Annotated in this window: 15 protein-coding genes; 4 read left to right on the top strand and 11 right to left on the bottom strand. The window is 68.1% G+C overall.

All coding sequences use genetic code 11. The features are described from left to right. The first annotated feature begins 97 nt into the window (after nucleotides 1-97). Both ASE35_RS03940 and ASE35_RS03935 read left to right on the top strand, forming a co-directional pair. Entirely contained in the window at nucleotides 98-2,302 is a 2,205-nt protein-coding gene (locus ASE35_RS03940; protein ID WP_057163023.1) for a M3 family metallopeptidase, read from the top strand. A gap of 442 nt (nucleotides 2,303-2,744) precedes the next feature. Next, nucleotides 2,745-3,596, top strand: coding sequence for an NAD-dependent protein deacetylase (locus ASE35_RS03935; protein ID WP_057163415.1), 852 nt, complete (start codon nucleotides 2,745-2,747; stop codon nucleotides 3,594-3,596). Between the two features lie 271 nt (nucleotides 3,597-3,867). On the opposite strand, the gene ASE35_RS03930 is transcribed toward ASE35_RS03935, so the two are convergent. From ASE35_RS03930 to ASE35_RS03920, 3 genes are all read right to left on the bottom strand, one after another. Continuing rightward, entirely contained in the window at nucleotides 3,868-5,181 is a 1,314-nt protein-coding gene (locus ASE35_RS03930) for a glycerophosphodiester phosphodiesterase family protein (RefSeq protein WP_200956184.1), read from the bottom strand. Between the two features lie 221 nt (nucleotides 5,182-5,402). Continuing rightward, nucleotides 5,403-5,708: a hypothetical protein gene (locus ASE35_RS03925; protein ID WP_056174225.1), complete on the bottom strand. Its 306-nt coding sequence runs from the start codon at nucleotides 5,706-5,708 to the stop codon at nucleotides 5,403-5,405. A gap of 81 nt (nucleotides 5,709-5,789) precedes the next feature. Then, the gene (locus ASE35_RS03920) at nucleotides 5,790-6,851 is read right to left on the bottom strand and encodes a hypothetical protein (protein ID WP_200943935.1); all 1,062 of its coding nucleotides are present in this window, start codon (nucleotides 6,849-6,851) and stop codon (nucleotides 5,790-5,792) included. A gap of 158 nt (nucleotides 6,852-7,009) precedes the next feature. Between ASE35_RS03920 and ASE35_RS03915 the strand changes: the two genes are divergently transcribed. After that, entirely contained in the window at nucleotides 7,010-8,449 is a 1,440-nt protein-coding gene (locus ASE35_RS03915; RefSeq protein WP_056174223.1) for an amino acid permease, read from the top strand. 119 nt (nucleotides 8,450-8,568) lie between these two features. Here the strand turns inward: ASE35_RS03915 and cfa are convergent, their stop codons facing one another. The 5 genes from cfa to ASE35_RS20980 form a co-directional block, all read right to left on the bottom strand. Further along, nucleotides 8,569-9,729 (bottom strand): cyclopropane fatty acyl phospholipid synthase, encoded by a 1,161-nt coding sequence (cfa, locus tag ASE35_RS03910; protein WP_057159141.1) that lies wholly within the window; start codon nucleotides 9,727-9,729, stop codon nucleotides 8,569-8,571. Between the two features lie 122 nt (nucleotides 9,730-9,851). After that, a complete protein-coding gene (locus tag ASE35_RS03905; protein WP_200943934.1) occupies nucleotides 9,852-10,685 on the bottom strand; it encodes a DUF3298 and DUF4163 domain-containing protein in 834 nt (277 codons plus the stop codon). Nucleotides 10,686-10,780: 95 nt separating this feature from the next. Continuing rightward, complete coding sequence (locus tag ASE35_RS03900; RefSeq protein ID WP_056174219.1) at nucleotides 10,781-11,494, bottom strand: pseudouridine synthase; 714 nt, start codon at nucleotides 11,492-11,494, stop codon at nucleotides 10,781-10,783. A gap of 79 nt (nucleotides 11,495-11,573) precedes the next feature. Further along, entirely contained in the window at nucleotides 11,574-11,846 is a 273-nt protein-coding gene (locus ASE35_RS03895) for a GNAT family N-acetyltransferase (RefSeq protein ID WP_057159140.1), read from the bottom strand. A 59-nt stretch (nucleotides 11,847-11,905) separates the two neighbouring features. Further along, a complete protein-coding gene (locus ASE35_RS20980) occupies nucleotides 11,906-12,865 on the bottom strand; it encodes a hypothetical protein (RefSeq protein WP_057163022.1) in 960 nt (319 codons plus the stop codon). Nucleotides 12,866-13,123: 258 nt separating this feature from the next. Between ASE35_RS20980 and ASE35_RS03885 the strand changes: the two genes are divergently transcribed. Beyond that, nucleotides 13,124-13,321 carry a hypothetical protein gene (locus tag ASE35_RS03885; RefSeq protein WP_157489254.1) on the top strand — a complete coding sequence of 66 codons (198 nt, stop codon included), beginning with the start codon at nucleotides 13,124-13,126 and terminating at the stop codon, nucleotides 13,319-13,321. A 25-nt stretch (nucleotides 13,322-13,346) separates the two neighbouring features. Here the strand turns inward: ASE35_RS03885 and ASE35_RS03880 are convergent, their stop codons facing one another. The 3 genes from ASE35_RS03880 to ASE35_RS03870 all read right to left on the bottom strand — a co-directional run bounded on the left by ASE35_RS03880 (nucleotide 13,347) and on the right by ASE35_RS03870 (nucleotide 16,381). After that, nucleotides 13,347-13,949, bottom strand: a complete 603-nt coding sequence (locus tag ASE35_RS03880; protein WP_057163020.1) for a rhomboid family intramembrane serine protease — start codon at nucleotides 13,947-13,949, stop codon at nucleotides 13,347-13,349. A 24-nt stretch (nucleotides 13,950-13,973) separates the two neighbouring features. After that, on the bottom strand, nucleotides 13,974-15,602 hold the full coding sequence (locus ASE35_RS03875; RefSeq protein WP_057163019.1) for an oligopeptide:H+ symporter: 1,629 nt from the start codon (nucleotides 15,600-15,602) through the stop codon (nucleotides 13,974-13,976). Between the two features lie 152 nt (nucleotides 15,603-15,754). Further along, a complete protein-coding gene (locus ASE35_RS03870) occupies nucleotides 15,755-16,381 on the bottom strand; it encodes a glutathione S-transferase (protein WP_057159137.1) in 627 nt (208 codons plus the stop codon). Between the last annotated feature and the right edge of the window lie 75 nt (nucleotides 16,382-16,456).

The raw sequence follows: 16,456 nt of genomic DNA, 5'->3' as shown, positions 1-16,456 counted from the left end.
CCGCAGCGGCCGGCCCGCGGCAACCATGCCTTTAGTCATACGTCGGCGCAGACCCCATCCGGTAGGCTTCAGGGTTCCTTTCGACAAGGTCCGTCCGATGAAGCACCCCCTCGCCCTGGCGCTGGCCGTGGCATTGAGCGTCACCGCCCCCACGTATGCCGCGTCCCCCGCTAAAAAGGCCGACACCGCCGTGAGCGCGCAAACCGCCAACCCGTTCTACGCTCAGAGCCCGCTGCCGCTGCAGTATCCGCAGTTCGACAAGATCAAGGACAGCGATTTCGCGCCGGCCTTCGATCGCGGCATGGCCGACCAGATCAAGGAAGTCGAGGCGATCGCCAATAACCCCGACGCGCCGACCTTCGACAACACCATCATCGCGCTGGAGCAGTCCGGCCGCATTCTCGGCCGCTCGACTTCGGTGTTCTACAACCTGGTCGGCACCGACACCAACCCGACCCGCGAGAAGCTACAGGCCGAATACGCGCCGAAGCTGTCGGCGCACCGCGACGCGATTTCGCTGAACCCGAAGCTGTTTGCACGCATCAAGAAGCTTCACGAAACCCGCGACTCGCTCGGCCTCGACGCTCAGGGCGTGCGCCTGATCGAGCGCTACTACACCGACTTCGTGCGCAGCGGCGCCAACCTGTCCGAGGCCGACAAGGCCAAGCTCAAGGCGATGAACGCCGAGCTCGCCGGGCTGGGAGCCAAGTTCAGCCAGAACGTGCTGGGCGAGGTCAACGCCTCGGCGATCACCGTCGACACCAAGGAAGAGCTGGCCGGCCTGTCCGACGAGCGCATCGCCGCCGCGGCCGAAGCGGCCAAGACGCGCAAGCTCGACGGCAAGTACGTGCTGACCCTGCTCAACACCACCGGCCAGCCGCCGGAAACCGACCTGGACAACCGCGCCCTGCGCGAGAAGCTGTATCGCGCCTCGGTCGCACGCGGCAGCCGCGGCAACGAGTTCGACAACACCGCCATCGTCGCCCAGGTCGTCAAGCTGCGCGCCGAGCGCGCCAAGATGATGGGCTACCCGAACTACGCCGCGTTCGTGCTCGAGGACGAGACCGCCAAGACCCCGAAGGCGGTCAACGACATGCTGGGCCAGCTCGCCCCGGCCGCCGTCGCCAACGCCAAGCTCGAAGCCGCCGATCTGCAGACCATGATCGACAAGGAGCAGGCCGCCAAGGGCCAGCCCTCGTTCAAGCTCGAGCCCTGGGATTGGGCCTACTACGCCGAGAAGGTGCGCCAGGAGAAGTACGCCTTCGACGAAGCGCAGCTCAAGCCGTACTTCGAGATGAACAACGTGCTGGAGAACGGCGTGTTCTACGCCGCCGGCCAGCTCTACGGCCTGAAGTTCAAGCGCCGCACCGACCTGCCGCTGTACCACCCCGACACCGCCGTGTACGACGTGTTCGACGCCAACGGCAAGCAGCTGGCGATCTTCATCGCCGACATGTACGCCCGCGACAGCAAGCGCGGCGGCGCCTGGATGAACTCCTACGTCGACCAATCGCAGTTGTACGGCACGCTGCCGGTGGTGGCCAACCACCTCAACATCCCGAAGCCGCCGGCCGGCAAGCCGACCCTGATGACCTGGGACGAGGTCACCACCATGTTCCATGAGTTCGGCCATGCCCTGCACGGCATGTTCTCGAACGTGAAGTACCCCTACTTCTCCGGCACCAACGTGCCGCGCGACTTCGTCGAGTTCCCGTCGCAGGTCAACGAGATGTGGGCCGACTGGCCGTCGATCCTGGCCAACTACGCCAAGCACTACCAGACCGGCGAGCCGATGCCGCAGGCGCTGTTGGACAAGGTGTTGGCCGCGTCCAAGTTCAACCAGGGCTTCACCACCACCGAGTACCTCGGCGCGGCGATGCTGGACCAGAACTGGCACCAGATCGGCAGCCCGGACCAGGTCCCGGCGGCCAAGGACGTGATGGCCTTCGAAGCGGCGGCGCTGCAGAAGGACGGCGTCAGCTACGCGCCGGTCCCGCCGCGCTACAAGACCCCGTACTTCAGCCACATCATGGGCGGCTACGCGGCCGGCTACTACGCCTACATCTGGTCGGAAGTGCTGGACGCGAACACGGTCAAGTGGATCAAGGAGCACGGCGGCCTGACCCGCGAGAACGGCGACCGCTTCCGCGCCACCTTGCTCTCGCAGGGCGGCAGCAAGGACGCGCTGCAGCTGTTCCGCGACTTCTCCGGCCACGAGCCGCAGATCCAGCCGCTGCTGGAGCGTCGCGGCCTGACCGCGCCGGCCGGCGGCAGCCCGGTCAAGACCGGCTCCAAGGAATAATCCTCCGGTTTACGCACCGCAACCGCCCGGAGCGATCCGGGCGGTTTTTTTTTGGCGGTCGTCAGGCAGGTGAAGAGCAAATCCCCCTCAATCCCCCTTTTTCAAAGGAGGAAGCTGAAAGCAAATGCGGAGGCGTTGCGTCGCAACGGTTCCTTTCCGACACGGTTCCCCTCTTTGGAAAAGAGGGGTTAGGGGAGATTTGCTTTCCGCGGCAGCGAAGCGGTCCGAGCCGGCGTTCCAGTGCGTGGTGGCTGCGGACTCGGGGGAGCAAATCCCCCTCAATCCCCCTTTTTCAAAGGGGGAGGCTGAAAGCAAATGCGGAGGCGTTGCGTCGCAACGGTTCCTTTCCGACACGGTCCCCCTCTTTGAAAAAGAGGGGTTAGGGGAGATTTGCTTTCCGCGGCAGCGAAGCGATCCGACCCAGCGCTCTAGAATGGACGCCATGACCACCCTACCCGACTCCGACCGCCATGACCCGCACGCGGCCGCACAGGCCCTACGCGATTGGTTGGACGGGCATCGTCGCGTGTTCGTGCTTACCGGCGCCGGCGTCAGCACCGGCTCGGGGATACCGCATTACCGCGGCGAAGACGGCCAATGGCAGCGCAAGCCGCCGGTCACCTATCAGGCTTTCGTCGGCGAGGCGGCGACGCGGGCGCGCTACTGGGCGCGCAGCTTCGTCGGCTGGCCCTGGTTCGCGCGCGCGCAGCCGAATGCGGGCCACGCCGCGCTCGCGCGCTGGCAGGCGCGCGGCGGGCTGTCGCGGCTGCTGACCCAGAATGTCGACGGCCTGCACCAGCGCGCGGGCAGTACCGACGTGATCGACCTGCACGGCCGTCTGGACGAGGCGGTCTGCCTGGATTGCGGCGCGCGACGCTCGCGCGCGGCGGTGCAGGAGGAGTTGGCGGCGAACAATCCCGAATGGACCGCGTTGAGCGCGCGCAGCGCGCCCGACGGCGACGCCGATCTGGAAGACGTGCGCTTCGAGGATTTCGTGCCGCCGCGCTGCGGGGTCTGCGCGGGCCTGCTCAAGCCCGACGTGGTGTTCTTCGGCGAGAACGTGCCGCGCACGCGCGTCGCCGCCGCCCACGAAGCCCTGCAAGCCTCGGATGCGATGCTGGTGGTGGGCTCGTCGCTGATGGTGTATTCCGGCTTCCGCTTCGCACGCGCGGCGCGCGAGGCCGGGCTGCCGCTGGCCCTGCTCAACCGCGGCGTGACCCGCGCCGACGACATCGCGACCTTGAAGCTGGAAGCCGATTGCGCGGCGACCTTGGATCTCGCGCTGGCGGCGTGACGCTGTACTCGCGCATCGCGCCAATAGCCCGCCCTTTTGCCTCCTGTGGGAGCGGCGTAAGCCGCGATCGCGTCATGCGTACAACTGCGCTGGTGGCGGTAGTTGCGCTATCGCGGCTTACGCCGCTCCCACAGAAAGCCTGCAACGCGGAGCCGCCCCCGCCTAGGAGTAGGAGCGGCGCGTGCCGCGACCACGTCGGGTCCGGTGCGACGCAAGCACCGAGGAGCGAGCCGCCGCCTCGACTGAAGCCGCGCGGTGGTTCGCGCCGCCCTCACCGCTCGCGCAGTGGACGATGCAGGTCGAGGAAGATGTCGCGCGCGGCCACACCGATGTCGGGCTGGTCGATGAAGAAGCCCTGCACGCCCAGGCCGTATAGCTGCACGGCTTCAGCCAGCGCGGTCTGGGCGATGCCGTTCGGGCCCTGGCTCAGGAACGCTTCCTCGGCGCGCACCGTATACGGATGCACGACCAAACCGGCCTTCAGCGCCCAAGCCAGCATGGGATGGACCACGCCGGTATTGCGCGTGCCCAACTCGGCCTTGCCGTCGCCGTCGGCGTCGACTTTCGGGTCCAGTGCCAGGCGCGGCAACAGGCTGCTCTTGGACGGGCCGACGCCGCTGGCGTAATGCCCCTTCATCCAGCGCAGCGCCGGCTCGGTGGCGAAGTCGGCATAGCGCGTGTTCGCGCCGAGCCCGCCTTCGATCTGCTGGTTCAAGTCGCCATAGATCGCGCCCAGATCGTCGCCGCGCGCGACGTGATACGCCAGATCGTACGGGCGCCGGCTCTGGAAGTCCTCGTACAGCTGCACCAGCGGCAGGTCGACGCCGGCGCGCGGCATGATCCGGGTCTTGAGCTCGATCAGGTTCTCGATCTCGAAGCTTTGGATATAGACGCGGCGCGGATCGGTGAAGCCTTCCGTCACCAGGGTTTCGATCAGCTTGGCGCCCAGCGAGGTCGCGATCGGGGTGCCGTCGATGCGGCGGCCTTCGTGGGCGAAATAGGTCGGGTGCTTGGTTTCCGGATAAATGCCGATGCGGCGGCCGCCGCGGCTCTCGCGCTGGGCCAGGCGCACCACCTCGGCGAAGGTCGGGATTTGGTACATGCCGTCGAAGCGCGTGTTGGCCGGACGGATCGCAGGGATGCGCTCCTTGGCGCGCAGGGTCTTGAGCTCGGCGAGGGTGAAATCCTCGGTGAACCAGCCGGTCACGGCGACACCGTCGATGGTCTTGGTGACGCGACGCGAGGCGAACTCGGGATGCGCGGCGACGTCGGTGGTGCCGGAGATCTCGTTCTCGTGGCGCGCGACCAGCACGCCGTCGCGGGTCGCGACCAGGTCGGGCTCGATGAAGTCGGCGCCCATGCGGATCGCGAGGCGGTAGGACTCCAGGGTGTGTTCGGGGCGGTAGCCGCTGGCGCCGCGGTGGCCGATCACGATCAGGCCGTGGCGGTCGGGCGCGTGCCGGTCGGCGGCGCGGTCGGGCGAGCGGTCGGTCACGGTGGGCATCTCGGCGCAGGCGGCGGCGCTGACGGCGGCCAACAGCACGGCGCCGAACAGTCGGGCCAGCTTAGTGCAATGCGGGGTCATGGCGGACAACCTCGGGCGTGGGGGAAGACCGGCGCCCCTGCGTGCCGGCACCGCCATGCTCGCGGCCGAACATTGCGCGCACTTGACCGTCCATGCCCGCGATCGCCGGACTGCGACCGCCGGCGCATTCCGCGCCGGCCGCGCGCGCCGGCGGCGACAACGCCTGCGCACGCGGACGGCCCTGCCCCTGCGGCCCGGCCTCGCGCCGGGCCGCGCGTGCCTCAGTGTTCGCTGATCCAGGCGTTGACCGCGGTCACCGTGCCGTCGGCCACGGTGATCGCCAGACGGTCCTCGCTGCGCTTGCCGCCGGGATAGATCTCGATGCCGTTGAGGCTGCTCTTCCATTTCTGGGCGACGATCCCGTTCTGCTTCAGCACCAGCAGCCACTGGTTGACCTGATCGCCTTCGGTGGGCTCGGTCTCGGTGCACAGGGTGTCGATGGCCTGCAGCCGGGCCTCGGCGGTGACCGGATCGCCGAGCTTGGAGATCTTCTTGGCGCTGATTTCGTTGACGTAGGTGTAAGTCATGCGGATGGCTCCGGGCGCGCGGCGCCCTTGCGCGGATGTGGGCGGAGTAAGCCGCGGCCGCCGTGGCGGCCGCGGCGGCGATCACTCTTCGAGCACCGAGAAGTGGGTGGCGCCGGGCCACACGCCCGACATCTCGACATGGCGCTGGCCGGTCAACCACTGCCCCAGCGGGCGCGCCCAATGGCGGCGGTAACGATCGGAATTGATCATGCCGACGAAGGTCACGTCGAGGTTGAGGTCGGTGGCGTCGAGCGGGATGTTGCCGATCGTGCGCGACAGCCCGCCGCTGATCTCGAACTGCTCGCGGCGCGGGCCGCTGGGCGTGTTGTAGGTCAGCAGGATGCGGGTGATGTAGGTGCTGCCCGGACGGTTGTTGAAGAAGATCTGGAAGCCGCCGAGCTTGCCGATCCAGTTGGGCATCAGCAGACGGCCGTCGAAGGACGCGAACGAGTACGCGATCGGCACCGGCTCGACCGGACGGGTGTTGGCCTGGTCCGGCCACAGGTGGCGGTCGACGTCGCGGGCCTTGCGGATCGAGCTGAACGAGCCCTTGCCGCTGGCGCCGCCCAGCATCTCCTGGACCGCGCTGGCGCGGCCGGCGATCGAGAACGAAGCGTCGCTGGACTGCGAGCCCACATTGAGGCCGCTGTTGGCGAAGATCACATTGGTGACCACGCCGAAGCCCTGGGCGATCTGGCCGTTGCCGCCGAAGCCGACCGACTGCGCCTGCTCGGCCAGCCAATCGACGCTGCGCTCGACCACCGTGAGATCGCGCAGGAAGGACTCCTGGCGCAGCGAGAACTCCGAGGCGATCGAGTTGCTGTTGGCCATCGACCAGCTCACCTCCAGCCCGGCCTCGCCCTTGATGCCCGAATCCGGATCGGTGGCCTCGGCGCTCACGTCGACGCTGGCCTCGGTGCGCGAGACGCGCTCGGACATCAGCTGCCAGGAGCTCGAAGTGGCCGTGTGCAGCAGCTCGACATTGGGCAGCTGCTCCCGGACCAGGCGGAAGTCGCCGGTTTCGGCATCGACGATGCCCACCGCGCCGGGCCGGATCTGCGCATTGAGCGCCCAGTTGCCCCAATACGCCGGACGACTGCGCCGGATCAGGTCGGAAAAGGTGCGGTTCCAGCGGATACTCATTCGAATCTCTCCTGTGGTGCGCCTGTTGGCGTGGTGACAGGAAAAACGCGGCGGCGACGCGGCTGTGACGCGCGGGCTCTGGCCGTATCGAACCGCCCATGCGCCACCGTCCGGGGCGACAGCGGCTATGATGCGGCGATCACTGGGGAGGACAGCGGATGAGCCTGTTGGCGCGTATCTTGCGGCACAAGTCGGTGGAGCAACTTCAGGCCGATATCGGCAAGCGATCGGATTTCCGGCGCGTGCTGGGCCTGTGGCAGCTCACCGCGATCGGCATCGGCGGCATCATCGGCGTCGGCGTGTTCGTGCTGGCCGGCCATCAGGCCGCCGAGAACGCCGGCCCCGCGGTCGCGCTGTCGTTCCTGATCGCGGGCATCGCCAGCGCCGCCGCGGCGCTGTGCTACGCCGAGTTCGCCGGCATGATTCCGGTCACCGGCAGCGCCTACACCTACAGCTACGCGACCCTGGGCGAATTGCCGGCCTGGCTGATCGGCTGGGACCTGCTGCTGGAGTACGCGCTGATCGTGGCGGTGGTGGCGATAGGCTGGTCCGGCTACGTGCAGGTGCTGCTGGAAGGCATGGGCATCCATCTGCCGGTGTGGGCGCAGGGCGCGATCGGCACCGGCGAAGGCCGCGTGTTCAACGTGATCGCGGCCGCCGTCACCTTGGCCGTCTCGGCCCTGCTGGTGTTCCGCACCGAATGGGGCGCGCGCTTCAACACCCTGATCGTGGCGATCAAGGTGCTGGCGGTGCTGCTGGTGATCGGCGTGGGCGTGTTCTACATCGACACCGCCAACTGGACGCCGTTCATTCCCGAGCGCGTGATCGGCGCCGACGGCGTCGGCCACTTCGGTTTCGCCGGCGTCGGTACCGCCGCGGCGGTGGTGTTCTTCGCGGTGTTCGGCTACGACACCCTGACCACCGCGGCCGAGGAATCCAAGAACCCGCAGCGCGATCTGCCGCGCGCGGTGCTGCTGTCGCTGGGCGTGTCGATGATTCTGTACCTGGCGGTCTCGCTGGTGCTGACCGGCATCGCCCATTACTCCACCCTGGGCGGCGATGCGCCGGTGTCGGACGCGTTCGCGGCGCTGGGCCTGCCCTGGATCGCCAAGACCATCGCCTTCTCGGCCGTGGTCGGCATCGCCAGCGTGCTGTTCGCCTTCATGCTGGGCGCGGCGCGGATCTGGTTCTCGCTGTCGCGCGACGGCCTGCTGCCGGCCTGGTTCGCCAAGATCCACCCGCGCTATGGCACCCCGCACCGCCCGACCGTGGTGCTGGGCGTGTTCACCGCCCTGGTCGCCGGCCTGCTGCCGATCGGCGAGGTCGCCAAGCTGGTCAATATCGGCGTGCTCTCGGCCTTCATCGTGATCTGCGCCTCGGTGTGGCTGCTGCGCGTGCGCAAGCCGAACCTGGAGCGCTCCTTCCGCACTCCGCTAGTCCCACTGATCCCGATCATCGGCATCGCCTTCTCGATCTGGCTGCTGTCGGAGCTGCAGGCGATCACCTGGCTGATCTTCCTGATCTGGCTGTCGCTGGGCCTGCTGGTGTATTTCGGCTACGGCATTCGGCACAGCAAGCTGGCGTTGGAACAGAAGTAAGAAGTAAGAAGTAAGAAGTAAGAAGTGAGAAGTGAGAAGTGAGAAGTGAGAAGTGAGAAGTGAGAAGTGAGCAAAAGCATTACGCTCACTTCTCACTCCTCTACGCTCACTCCTCGCCTTCAGCGAGGCGCGACGTAGCCGCCCGGCACGCCCTCCGGCGACAGCACCAGCTGCCACAACTGGGCGTGGCGGCTGCGGAAGCTAGCCATGGCGCCGGCCAGGTAGAAGCGCCACATGCGCCGGAAGCGTTCGTCGTAGCGCGCGTCCAGCTCCGGCCAGGCGCGCTCGACGTTGGCGCGCCAGGCCTGCAAGGTCAGGTCGTAGTCGGCGCTGAAGTTATGCCAGTCCTCGATCACGAAGCGCTGCTCGACCGCTTCGGCGATCTGGCGCGCCGAGGGCAGCATGGAATTCGGGAAGATGTACTTGCCGATCCAGGGATCGGTATGGGTGACCGAATGGTTGCCGCCGATGGTGTGCAGCAGGAACAGGCCGTCGGGTTTGAGCGCGCGCCGCGCGGCGTCGAAATAGATCGCGTAGTTGCGCACGCCGACGTGCTCGAACATGCCCAGCGAGAACACCCGGTCGAAACGGCCGTCGGCGCGGCCGCCGCCCAGCGCATCGCCCTGCAGATCGCGGTAGTCCTGCAGCGCGATCTCCACCGGCAGCCCGGCGCACAGCTCGCGCGCGTACTCGGCCTGTTCGCGCGAGATGGTCACGCCCACGCCGCTCACGCCGTAGCGTTCGGCGGCGAACTTCAGGCCCTCGCCCCAGCCGCAACCGATGTCGAGCACGCGCATGCCCGGCGCCAGACCGAGCTTGCGGCAGACCAGGTCCAGCTTGGCCTCCTGGGCCAGGTCCAGGTCCTGCAGCGGCGCGCCCCCGCGATCGCGCCAGTAGCCGCAGCTGTAGACCATGCGCCGCCCCAGCATGGCGCGGTAGAGGTCGTTGCCCAGGTCGTAATGACGCTCGCCCACCGCGAACGCGCGCTTGCGGCTTTGCAGATTGATCAGGTGCGCGCGCAGGCCGTCGAACAACGCGCTCCAGCCGTGCACGCGTTCGTCCACATGCGCGCGCAGCAGCCGGTACAGCATCCCGTCCAGCGATGCGCAGCGCCACCAGCCGTCCATGTAGGACTCGCCCAGGCCGAGCGAACCCTGCGCGATCACGCGCGAATAGAAATGCTCGTCGTCGACCTGGATGTCCCAGGGACGGTCGCCATCGACCTGGACGTCGGCTAGCGCCAATAGAGCGACGACCCGATTGCGCAAGGTGGCGGGCATGGTGGCTCCGATCCAGCTGAAAGCTAGCAACGAGTGGAGATTAAACAGGAACGAGTAAAGGCCGTGCCTGTGTGCTTACTCCCACCTATCGCCACTAGTTGCTAGTTACTCGCTACTCGTTCCTAGCTTCCCGCGAACAGCGCCTTGTACGTCGGTGCCACGTAGGGCAGCAGCACGCTGGCCGGCACTTCCACGGTCTGGGTGCCGTCGGAGTACGGACCGACCTCGTAGGGCGCGAACACGAAGCGCAATGCGCTCAGCTTGCCGTCCGGCGCGACCACCGGCTCGAACAGAGCGAAGTTGGCTGGGTCGGCGTCGGTGCCGTCGTCGATCATGCGGCCGGCGCTTTCGACCACCTCGGCGCGCTCGGCCGGGGCCAGGTCGTCGGCGTCGACGCGCTGCGACAGCGCCGAATGCAGTTGCTCGCGCACGTAGCGCGAAATCGCATCCCAGCCCTTCTTGTCGGGCACCAGGTCGGTGGCCTTGAGCATCTGGTTCTGCTGCGGCAGCCACACGAAGCGCGCGATCAGCGGCGAGCCGTGGGCGCCGCCGGTGTAGCTGCTGCCCTCGGCGGCCACCGCCACCAGGGTCGGCGAATCCAGCACCTCGGTGAAGTTCAGCGACAGGTCGTAGGGCGCGCTGCCCTCGCCCTTCTTGCGCGCCTGCGCGGCTTCGATCAGGTCGGTGCGCGCGGCGTCGGCATAGCGCTTGAGCTCGGCCGCCAGGCCCGGGTACTTGGCCGCCGGGGTCTGGTAGCTGATGCCGATGATGTAATCGGGCGTGGTCTCGACCACGTCCTTGAGTTCGACGGCGGGCACGGCCGCGGGCGTGGCGGCCGCGGGCGTCGTGCCCGGCGCGGCGGCCGTGGTCGGGGCGGCGGCCTCGCGCTTGCACGCGGCCATGGCCAGACAAAGCACAGTGACGGCGACGGCGCGCCGGGCGATAACGGACTTCATGGGGCAATCCTTTGGTGTTCCCGCGGACATTATCGTCGAAACCGTGATGCCCGCATGCACAAGCTCGCCGAATTCGCGCTAGGTACGACGGCCGATCACCACTGGCTGCGGTGCGGCAGCAGCCCCTGCAGTTCGGCGTCGGTCAGATTGCGCCACTGGCCGGGCTTGAGGTATGCCAATTTGACGTTACCGATGCGCACCCGCATCAGCTGCTTGACCCGGAAACCGAAGTGCTCGGCCATCAAGCGTATCTGCCGGTTCAAGCCCTGCACCAGCACGATCCGGAAACCGAAACGGTTGAGCTTGCCGGTCTTGCACGGCAGCGTGGTCTGGCCGTGGATCGGCACGCCGCGGCTCATGCCGCGCAGGAACTCGGGGGTGACCTCGTGGTTCACCGCCACCAGGTATTCCTTCTCCAGCTTGTTCTCGGCGCGCAGGATCTCGTTGACGATGTCGCCGTTGCTGGTCAGCAGGATCAGGCCCTCGGACTCCTTGTCCAGGCGCCCGATCGGGAAGATCCGGCGCTCGTGGCCGACGAAGTCGACGATGTTGCCCTTGACCGTGGACTCGGTGGTGCAGGTCACCCCGGTCGGCTTGTTGAGGGCGATGTAGACGTGCTGGCGCTGGCCCTTGATGGCCACGCGGGTGCGCAGCTTCTGGCCGTCGACCAGGACCTCGTCGTCCTCGCCGACCTCGGCGCCGATCCGGGCGCGCACGCCGTTCACGGCCACCCGGCCCTCGGCGATGAGGCGGTCGGCCTCGCGGCGCGAGCAGTGGCCGGTGTCGCTGATGTGTTTGTTCAGGCGCATGCGGAATCGGACGCGGGGCGCGCCGGTCTGGGACGGGCGCGCATGCTGTCACACCTTGGGCCGCGGTGCAGCGTCGGGCTCAGCCCAGCAGGTCGGAAAATTCAGGATGGCGCTCGATCCAGGCCGCCGCGTAGGAGCAGGCCGGCCGGACCTTGAGGCCAGCGGCACGGGCATGTTCGAACGCCGCCCGGACCAGACCGCCGGCAATGCCGCGCCCGCCGATCACCTCCGGCACCCAGGTGTGGGTAATCACCAGATGGTGGCCGTCCAGGCGGGTGTCCAGGTAGGCGAGCTCGCCGTCGACCGTGGTCGAGAAGCGGCCGCTGGGAGCGTCGTGGTGGATATCGGGCATGGCGGTTCCTGGTGGGGGGCGCCGGGCCCGCGCATGGCGGGCCCGGCGCGGTGCTCGGGTCAGCGATTATCGCGCTTGCCCTGGTTGCGTCGATCCTGGGTGCCGATGCTGCCCTGGATCGCCTGCATGCGGCTCTCGGCGGCGTGCAGTTCCTCGGCCTTGGCGGCGGCGCCCGGCGACTCGCTGCCCTGCTGCGGGGCCTGGCCGTGCTGCGGATCCAGGTGCTGCCAGGGCGGCGGCTGGCGGTCGTGTTCCTGCTTGGCCTCCAACAATTGGCGGGTATTGGCCAGGGCCTGCTCGGGGGTGATCGGGCGGCTGCGTTCGGCCTCCGCTGCAGCCTCCTTGGCCTGCGCGGCGGCGCTGCGCGGCGCGGCCGCCGGCACCGGCGCGGAGGCCGCCATCGGTTTCCCGACCGGCGTGCGCGCGGCCGGCTTGGCTGCGCCCAGCGCCGGCACGGCAACGGCCGAGGTCGCGGCGGGTGCGGTGACCGCTGGCTCGGCGCGCGGCTTCGCGGCGGCCTTGGCCGCCGGCGCGGCGCGCGTGGGCTTGGACTGGGCCGGCGCAGCCACCGGGCTGCGTTGCGGCGTGGGCCGGACGACGGCGGGCCGCGGCACGGCCACCGGCTGCTTGGCGACGGCCGGCTTCGCGGACGCGGACTTGGCGGCGGTCTTCTTGGCCACGACCGGCTTGACGACTTTCTTGGCCGGCGCCGGCTTGGCCGACGGCCGCGCCGTGGCGACCTTGCCCGCGCTGCGCTTGACGACCTTCTTCGCCGCCTGCTTGGCCGCGACCTTCTTGGCCGCCGGCTTCGCGGTCTTCTTCGCGGCCTTCTTCACCGCCTTCTTCGCAGCCTGCTTGACCGCTTTCTTGACGACCTGCTGGGTCGTCTTCTTGGCCGCCTTCTTCGCGGTCTTACGGGCCGGCACCTTGCGCGCGGCGGTCTTGCGTACCGTTTTCTTGGCCGCCGCCTTGCGGGCGGGCGCCTTCTTGACGGTCTTGGCGGCTTTCTTGGTCGCCATGCCTTGCCTCCTGTGGGGTCTCCGAGGGGGCGGCGGCGCGGTGCCACCGCTGTATCGGTGGTAGCACGGCGGGCATTCAAGCCGGGTGAGCGACGCCCCGCCCGGCCGCCCCAGCGCGTCAGCCCCGGCCGGCCCTGAACGGCCAGCGTTGACACCGTACGTCACATTTTCCGGGTGATAGCCGCCACAAACGCTGGCATGGTTTCTGCGTTCTTTCCGTTACCAGAAAGGGAAAGTGAGAGGAGAAGGCGCATGTCCATGAACCTACCCATGAATACCGTCAGCGACGACGCTTTGGTCACCCGCATGTACGAGCTGGTCCGTACCGGCGAAGGCGATGCCCAGGAGCTGATGCAGCTAGACGCCGCCATCTACGGCCGCCTGGCCGAAGCCTACGGCGAGACCATTCCGGAACTGGACGCCCTGCCCCGCATCGAGAGCCGCTGGGCCGCCTGAACCCCGTCTTAGGGGAAGGGCGCGATCAGCGGAACTGAGGGTTGCTTAGCTGCTGCAGGAAGTACGGGCCCACGCGCGGCTCCATCAGCAGCATGAACAGCACGCCGTAGATCGCGCCCGACAGATGGGCGCTGTGGTTGATGCCGTCGCCACCGCGCTTGTCCATCCAGAACGAATACGCCACGTAGCCCACCGCGTATACGATCGCCGGCATCGGGATCGGGATGAAGACCAGGGTCCAGGGCTGCAGCAGGATCGAGGCGAACAGCACCGCCGACACGCCGCCGGACGCACCCAGGCTGCTGTAGTTGGCGTCGCGCCGATGGCGCAGATAGCTGGGCAGGATCGCCACGACGATCGCCGACAGATAGAAAAACACGAACACGACGGGGCCGACCAGCTGCGTCATGAGGCCTTCGAGCCCACGCCCGAAAAAGTACAGCGTCAGCATGTTGAACAACAGATGCTGCCAATCGGCGTGGACGAAGCCGTGGGTGAGCAGGCGGTCGTACTGATGACGGCGCTCCACCGCGGGCGGCCACAGGATCAGCCGCTGTTTCAGCTTGGGATTCTCGAACGCCAGCCACGACACCAGCATGGTCGCGGCGATCAGGACGAAGGTCAGCATCGGGTCGGGTCTCGCGGTGTTGCGTCAGGCGGCTCGGTAATGGTCCTGCATCGGATAGCGCCGCGCGTACAGCCCGAACGCGGCCGCCGCAACGAAGGCGAATCCGGCGAAGAAGAACATCAGGAAGGCATTTTCGCTCAGGCCCGTGCCGGCGATGTGAGCGGTCACCGAGGCGTTGCGCACCGCCGCGTTGGTCAGCATCACCCACAGGTTGCCGAAGGTGCTGGTGAGATACCACAGCGCCATGATCACGCCCTTCATCGACTGCGGCGCCTGGCTGTAGGCGAACTCCAGCGCGGTCGCCGACACCAGCACCTCGCCCAGGGTCAGCAGGATGTAGGGCAGGATCTGCCAGGACAGCGACATCGGGTGGCCGGCGTCCAGGTACAGCTGCAGCACCGCCGCGACGATCCAGGACAGGCCGGAGATCGCGATGCCGAAGCCCATGCGCCGCAGCGGCGTCGGGTTGAGGCCGACCCGGCGCAGCGCCGGGTACAGCAGCAGGTTGTTGAACGGAATCAGCAGCATCACCAGCAAGGGATTGATCGCCTGCATCTGCGAGGCCGCGGCGCGCGCGCCGCCTTCGCCGGAGATCAGCCAGGTCGGCCACCACCACAGGTCGGTGGGCACCACCATCTTCTGGCCCTGCAGCACCCAGGTCGAGGCCTTCTGGTCGAACAGCGACCAGAACGGGGTGACCAGGGCGAACACGATCACGATGCGCAGCACTGCGCGCACGCCGTCCACCGCCACCGCCGAATGCTTGCCGCGCGCGCGGTCCAGCTGCAGCGAGATGCCGTAGCCGCCGAAGCCGATCAGCAGGCCCAGCGCCAGGCACACGCTTTTGACGAAGCCCATCGCCGGCACGAAGCTCAGCGAGGCCGCGGCCAGCGCCAGGGCCACGCCCAGGCAGGCGACGATCGCGCCGGGGTTGCCCTGCCCCGGCGCCGACGTGGTCAGAGCGGTGCGGGCGACGTTGAAGAACGAATCCGGATCGGGCGTGTCGCGGGTCGGCGGCACGCGCACGTAGCGGTGGCGGCCGAGCCAGAAGATCAGGGTGGCCAGGAACATCAGCGCGCCGGGGATGCCGAAGGCGACGCTGGGGCCGTACTCGCGCAGGAAGATCGGCATCAGCAAGGACGCGAACAGCGAGCCGAAGTTGATCGTCCAGTAGAACGCGTCGAACACCAGCTTGGCCTTGGCCTTGTTGCTCTGGTCGAACTGGTCGCCGACGAAGGACACCACCAGCGGTTTTATGCCGCCGGCGCCGAACGCGATCAGGAACAAACCGGTGTAGAAGCCGGTCTGGCTGTGCTCGAACAGGGCCAGGCAGGCGTGGCCGGCGCAGTAGATCAGCGAGAACCAGATGACGGTGTTGTACTTGCCGAAATAGCGGTCGGCCAGCCAGCCGCCCAGCAAGGGGAAGAAGTAGGTGCCGATCATGAAGCTGTGGAACACCTCCTTGGCCAGGTGCTCGCGCTCGGCCAGGTCGGAGGTGGACGCCAGCAACAGGGTCCCGACCAGGAACGAGGTCAGGATGTTGCGCATGCCGTAGAAGCTGAAGCGCTCGGCCGCCTCGTTGCCGATGATGTAGGCGATCTGGCGGGGCATGCGCCCCTGCGAATCGGCGCGGGCGGTGGCGGCTTGGCTCATCTACGGGCGGTCCTGCGGTTGCGGTCCGCTAAGCCTAACCGATCGTCGCGGCCGGGCCGGCGGGGGCCGCACCGGCCGCTCGCCCGGGAGCCCGTGCCGGCGTCGCCGGCGGCCAGATACGGCACAGCCGGGCGCCGCTGGGGCCTAGGCGATCAAGCCCATTCGCTCAGGCCTTCGCGCTCGTACAAGGTGCGGAACGAGGGCCGCGCCTTCATGCGTCGGGCCAGCTCGCCCAAGTGCGGCCAGTCGTGGCCGGGGCGCGGCATGTTGCGGGTCCAGCGCATCAGCATGGTCAGGTAGAAATCGGCGATGCCCGGGCCCTCGCCCAGCAGATAGGGGCCATGTGCGGCCAGGTGCGCGTCGATGTGCTGCCAGGCCGCCTCGACGCGCTCGCGCACGCCCGCGCGCACGGCTTCGGGATCGGCGCCGACGTCGCCCGGGTACCACCACAACCGCAGCGGCGATTGCACCGCGTTGGCCAGGTACAGCATCCACTGGTAGTAAGCGCCGCGGCGCGGATCGCTGGGCGCGGGCGCGAAGCCGGACTCGGGATGGCGGTCGCCGAGCAGCAGCAACAGGCCGCAGGTCTCGTGCAGCGGCTGGCCATCGACCAGCAGGGTCGGAATGCGGCCGGCCGGATTCAGGGCCAGATAGTCCGCGCGTTTGTGCGCGCCGCTGTCGATGTCGGTCAGACGCAGCTCGTGCGGCTGATCCAGCTCGATCAGCAACCAATGCACGACCAGGCTGGCGGCGCCGGGAGAGTAGTAGAGCGCGTACATGCGGACATCCCTGGAGACGGCCGAGCAGTCTAAGCCAGGCCTCGGTCCGTACGCAGCCGCGTGGAGCGCGCGCCT

This window comes from Lysobacter sp. Root916, from assembly GCF_001429785.1.
GTDB lineage: Bacteria > Pseudomonadota > Gammaproteobacteria > Xanthomonadales > Xanthomonadaceae > Lysobacter.
The sequence above is the reverse complement of the archived record's forward strand: the minus strand, read 5'-3'. Positions and strand labels throughout refer to the sequence as shown.

Bases quoted from the DNA above. Each gene is read 5' to 3' on its own strand.
- ASE35_RS03940 (WP_057163023.1), top strand. From the start codon at position 98: ATGAAGCACCCCCTCGCCCTGGCGCTGGCCGTGGCATTGAGCGTCACC.
- ASE35_RS03935 (WP_057163415.1), top strand. From the start codon at position 2,745: ATGACCACCCTACCCGACTCCGACCGCCATGACCCGCACGCGGCCGCA.
- ASE35_RS03930 (WP_200956184.1), bottom strand. From the start codon at position 5,181: ATGACCCCGCATTGCACTAAGCTGGCCCGACTGTTCGGCGCCGTGCTG.
- ASE35_RS03925 (WP_056174225.1), bottom strand. From the start codon at position 5,708: ATGACTTACACCTACGTCAACGAAATCAGCGCCAAGAAGATCTCCAAG.
- ASE35_RS03920 (WP_200943935.1), bottom strand. From the start codon at position 6,851: ATGAGTATCCGCTGGAACCGCACCTTTTCCGACCTGATCCGGCGCAGT.
- ASE35_RS03915 (WP_056174223.1), top strand. From the start codon at position 7,010: ATGAGCCTGTTGGCGCGTATCTTGCGGCACAAGTCGGTGGAGCAACTT.
- cfa (WP_057159141.1), bottom strand. From the start codon at position 9,729: ATGCCCGCCACCTTGCGCAATCGGGTCGTCGCTCTATTGGCGCTAGCC.
- ASE35_RS03905 (WP_200943934.1), bottom strand. From the start codon at position 10,685: ATGAAGTCCGTTATCGCCCGGCGCGCCGTCGCCGTCACTGTGCTTTGT.
- ASE35_RS03900 (WP_056174219.1), bottom strand. From the start codon at position 11,494: ATGCGCCTGAACAAACACATCAGCGACACCGGCCACTGCTCGCGCCGC.
- ASE35_RS03895 (WP_057159140.1), bottom strand. From the start codon at position 11,846: ATGCCCGATATCCACCACGACGCTCCCAGCGGCCGCTTCTCGACCACG.
- ASE35_RS20980 (WP_057163022.1), bottom strand. From the start codon at position 12,865: ATGGCGACCAAGAAAGCCGCCAAGACCGTCAAGAAGGCGCCCGCCCGC.
- ASE35_RS03885 (WP_157489254.1), top strand. From the start codon at position 13,124: ATGAACCTACCCATGAATACCGTCAGCGACGACGCTTTGGTCACCCGC.
- ASE35_RS03880 (WP_057163020.1), bottom strand. From the start codon at position 13,949: ATGCTGACCTTCGTCCTGATCGCCGCGACCATGCTGGTGTCGTGGCTG.
- ASE35_RS03875 (WP_057163019.1), bottom strand. From the start codon at position 15,602: ATGAGCCAAGCCGCCACCGCCCGCGCCGATTCGCAGGGGCGCATGCCC.
- ASE35_RS03870 (WP_057159137.1), bottom strand. From the start codon at position 16,381: ATGTACGCGCTCTACTACTCTCCCGGCGCCGCCAGCCTGGTCGTGCAT.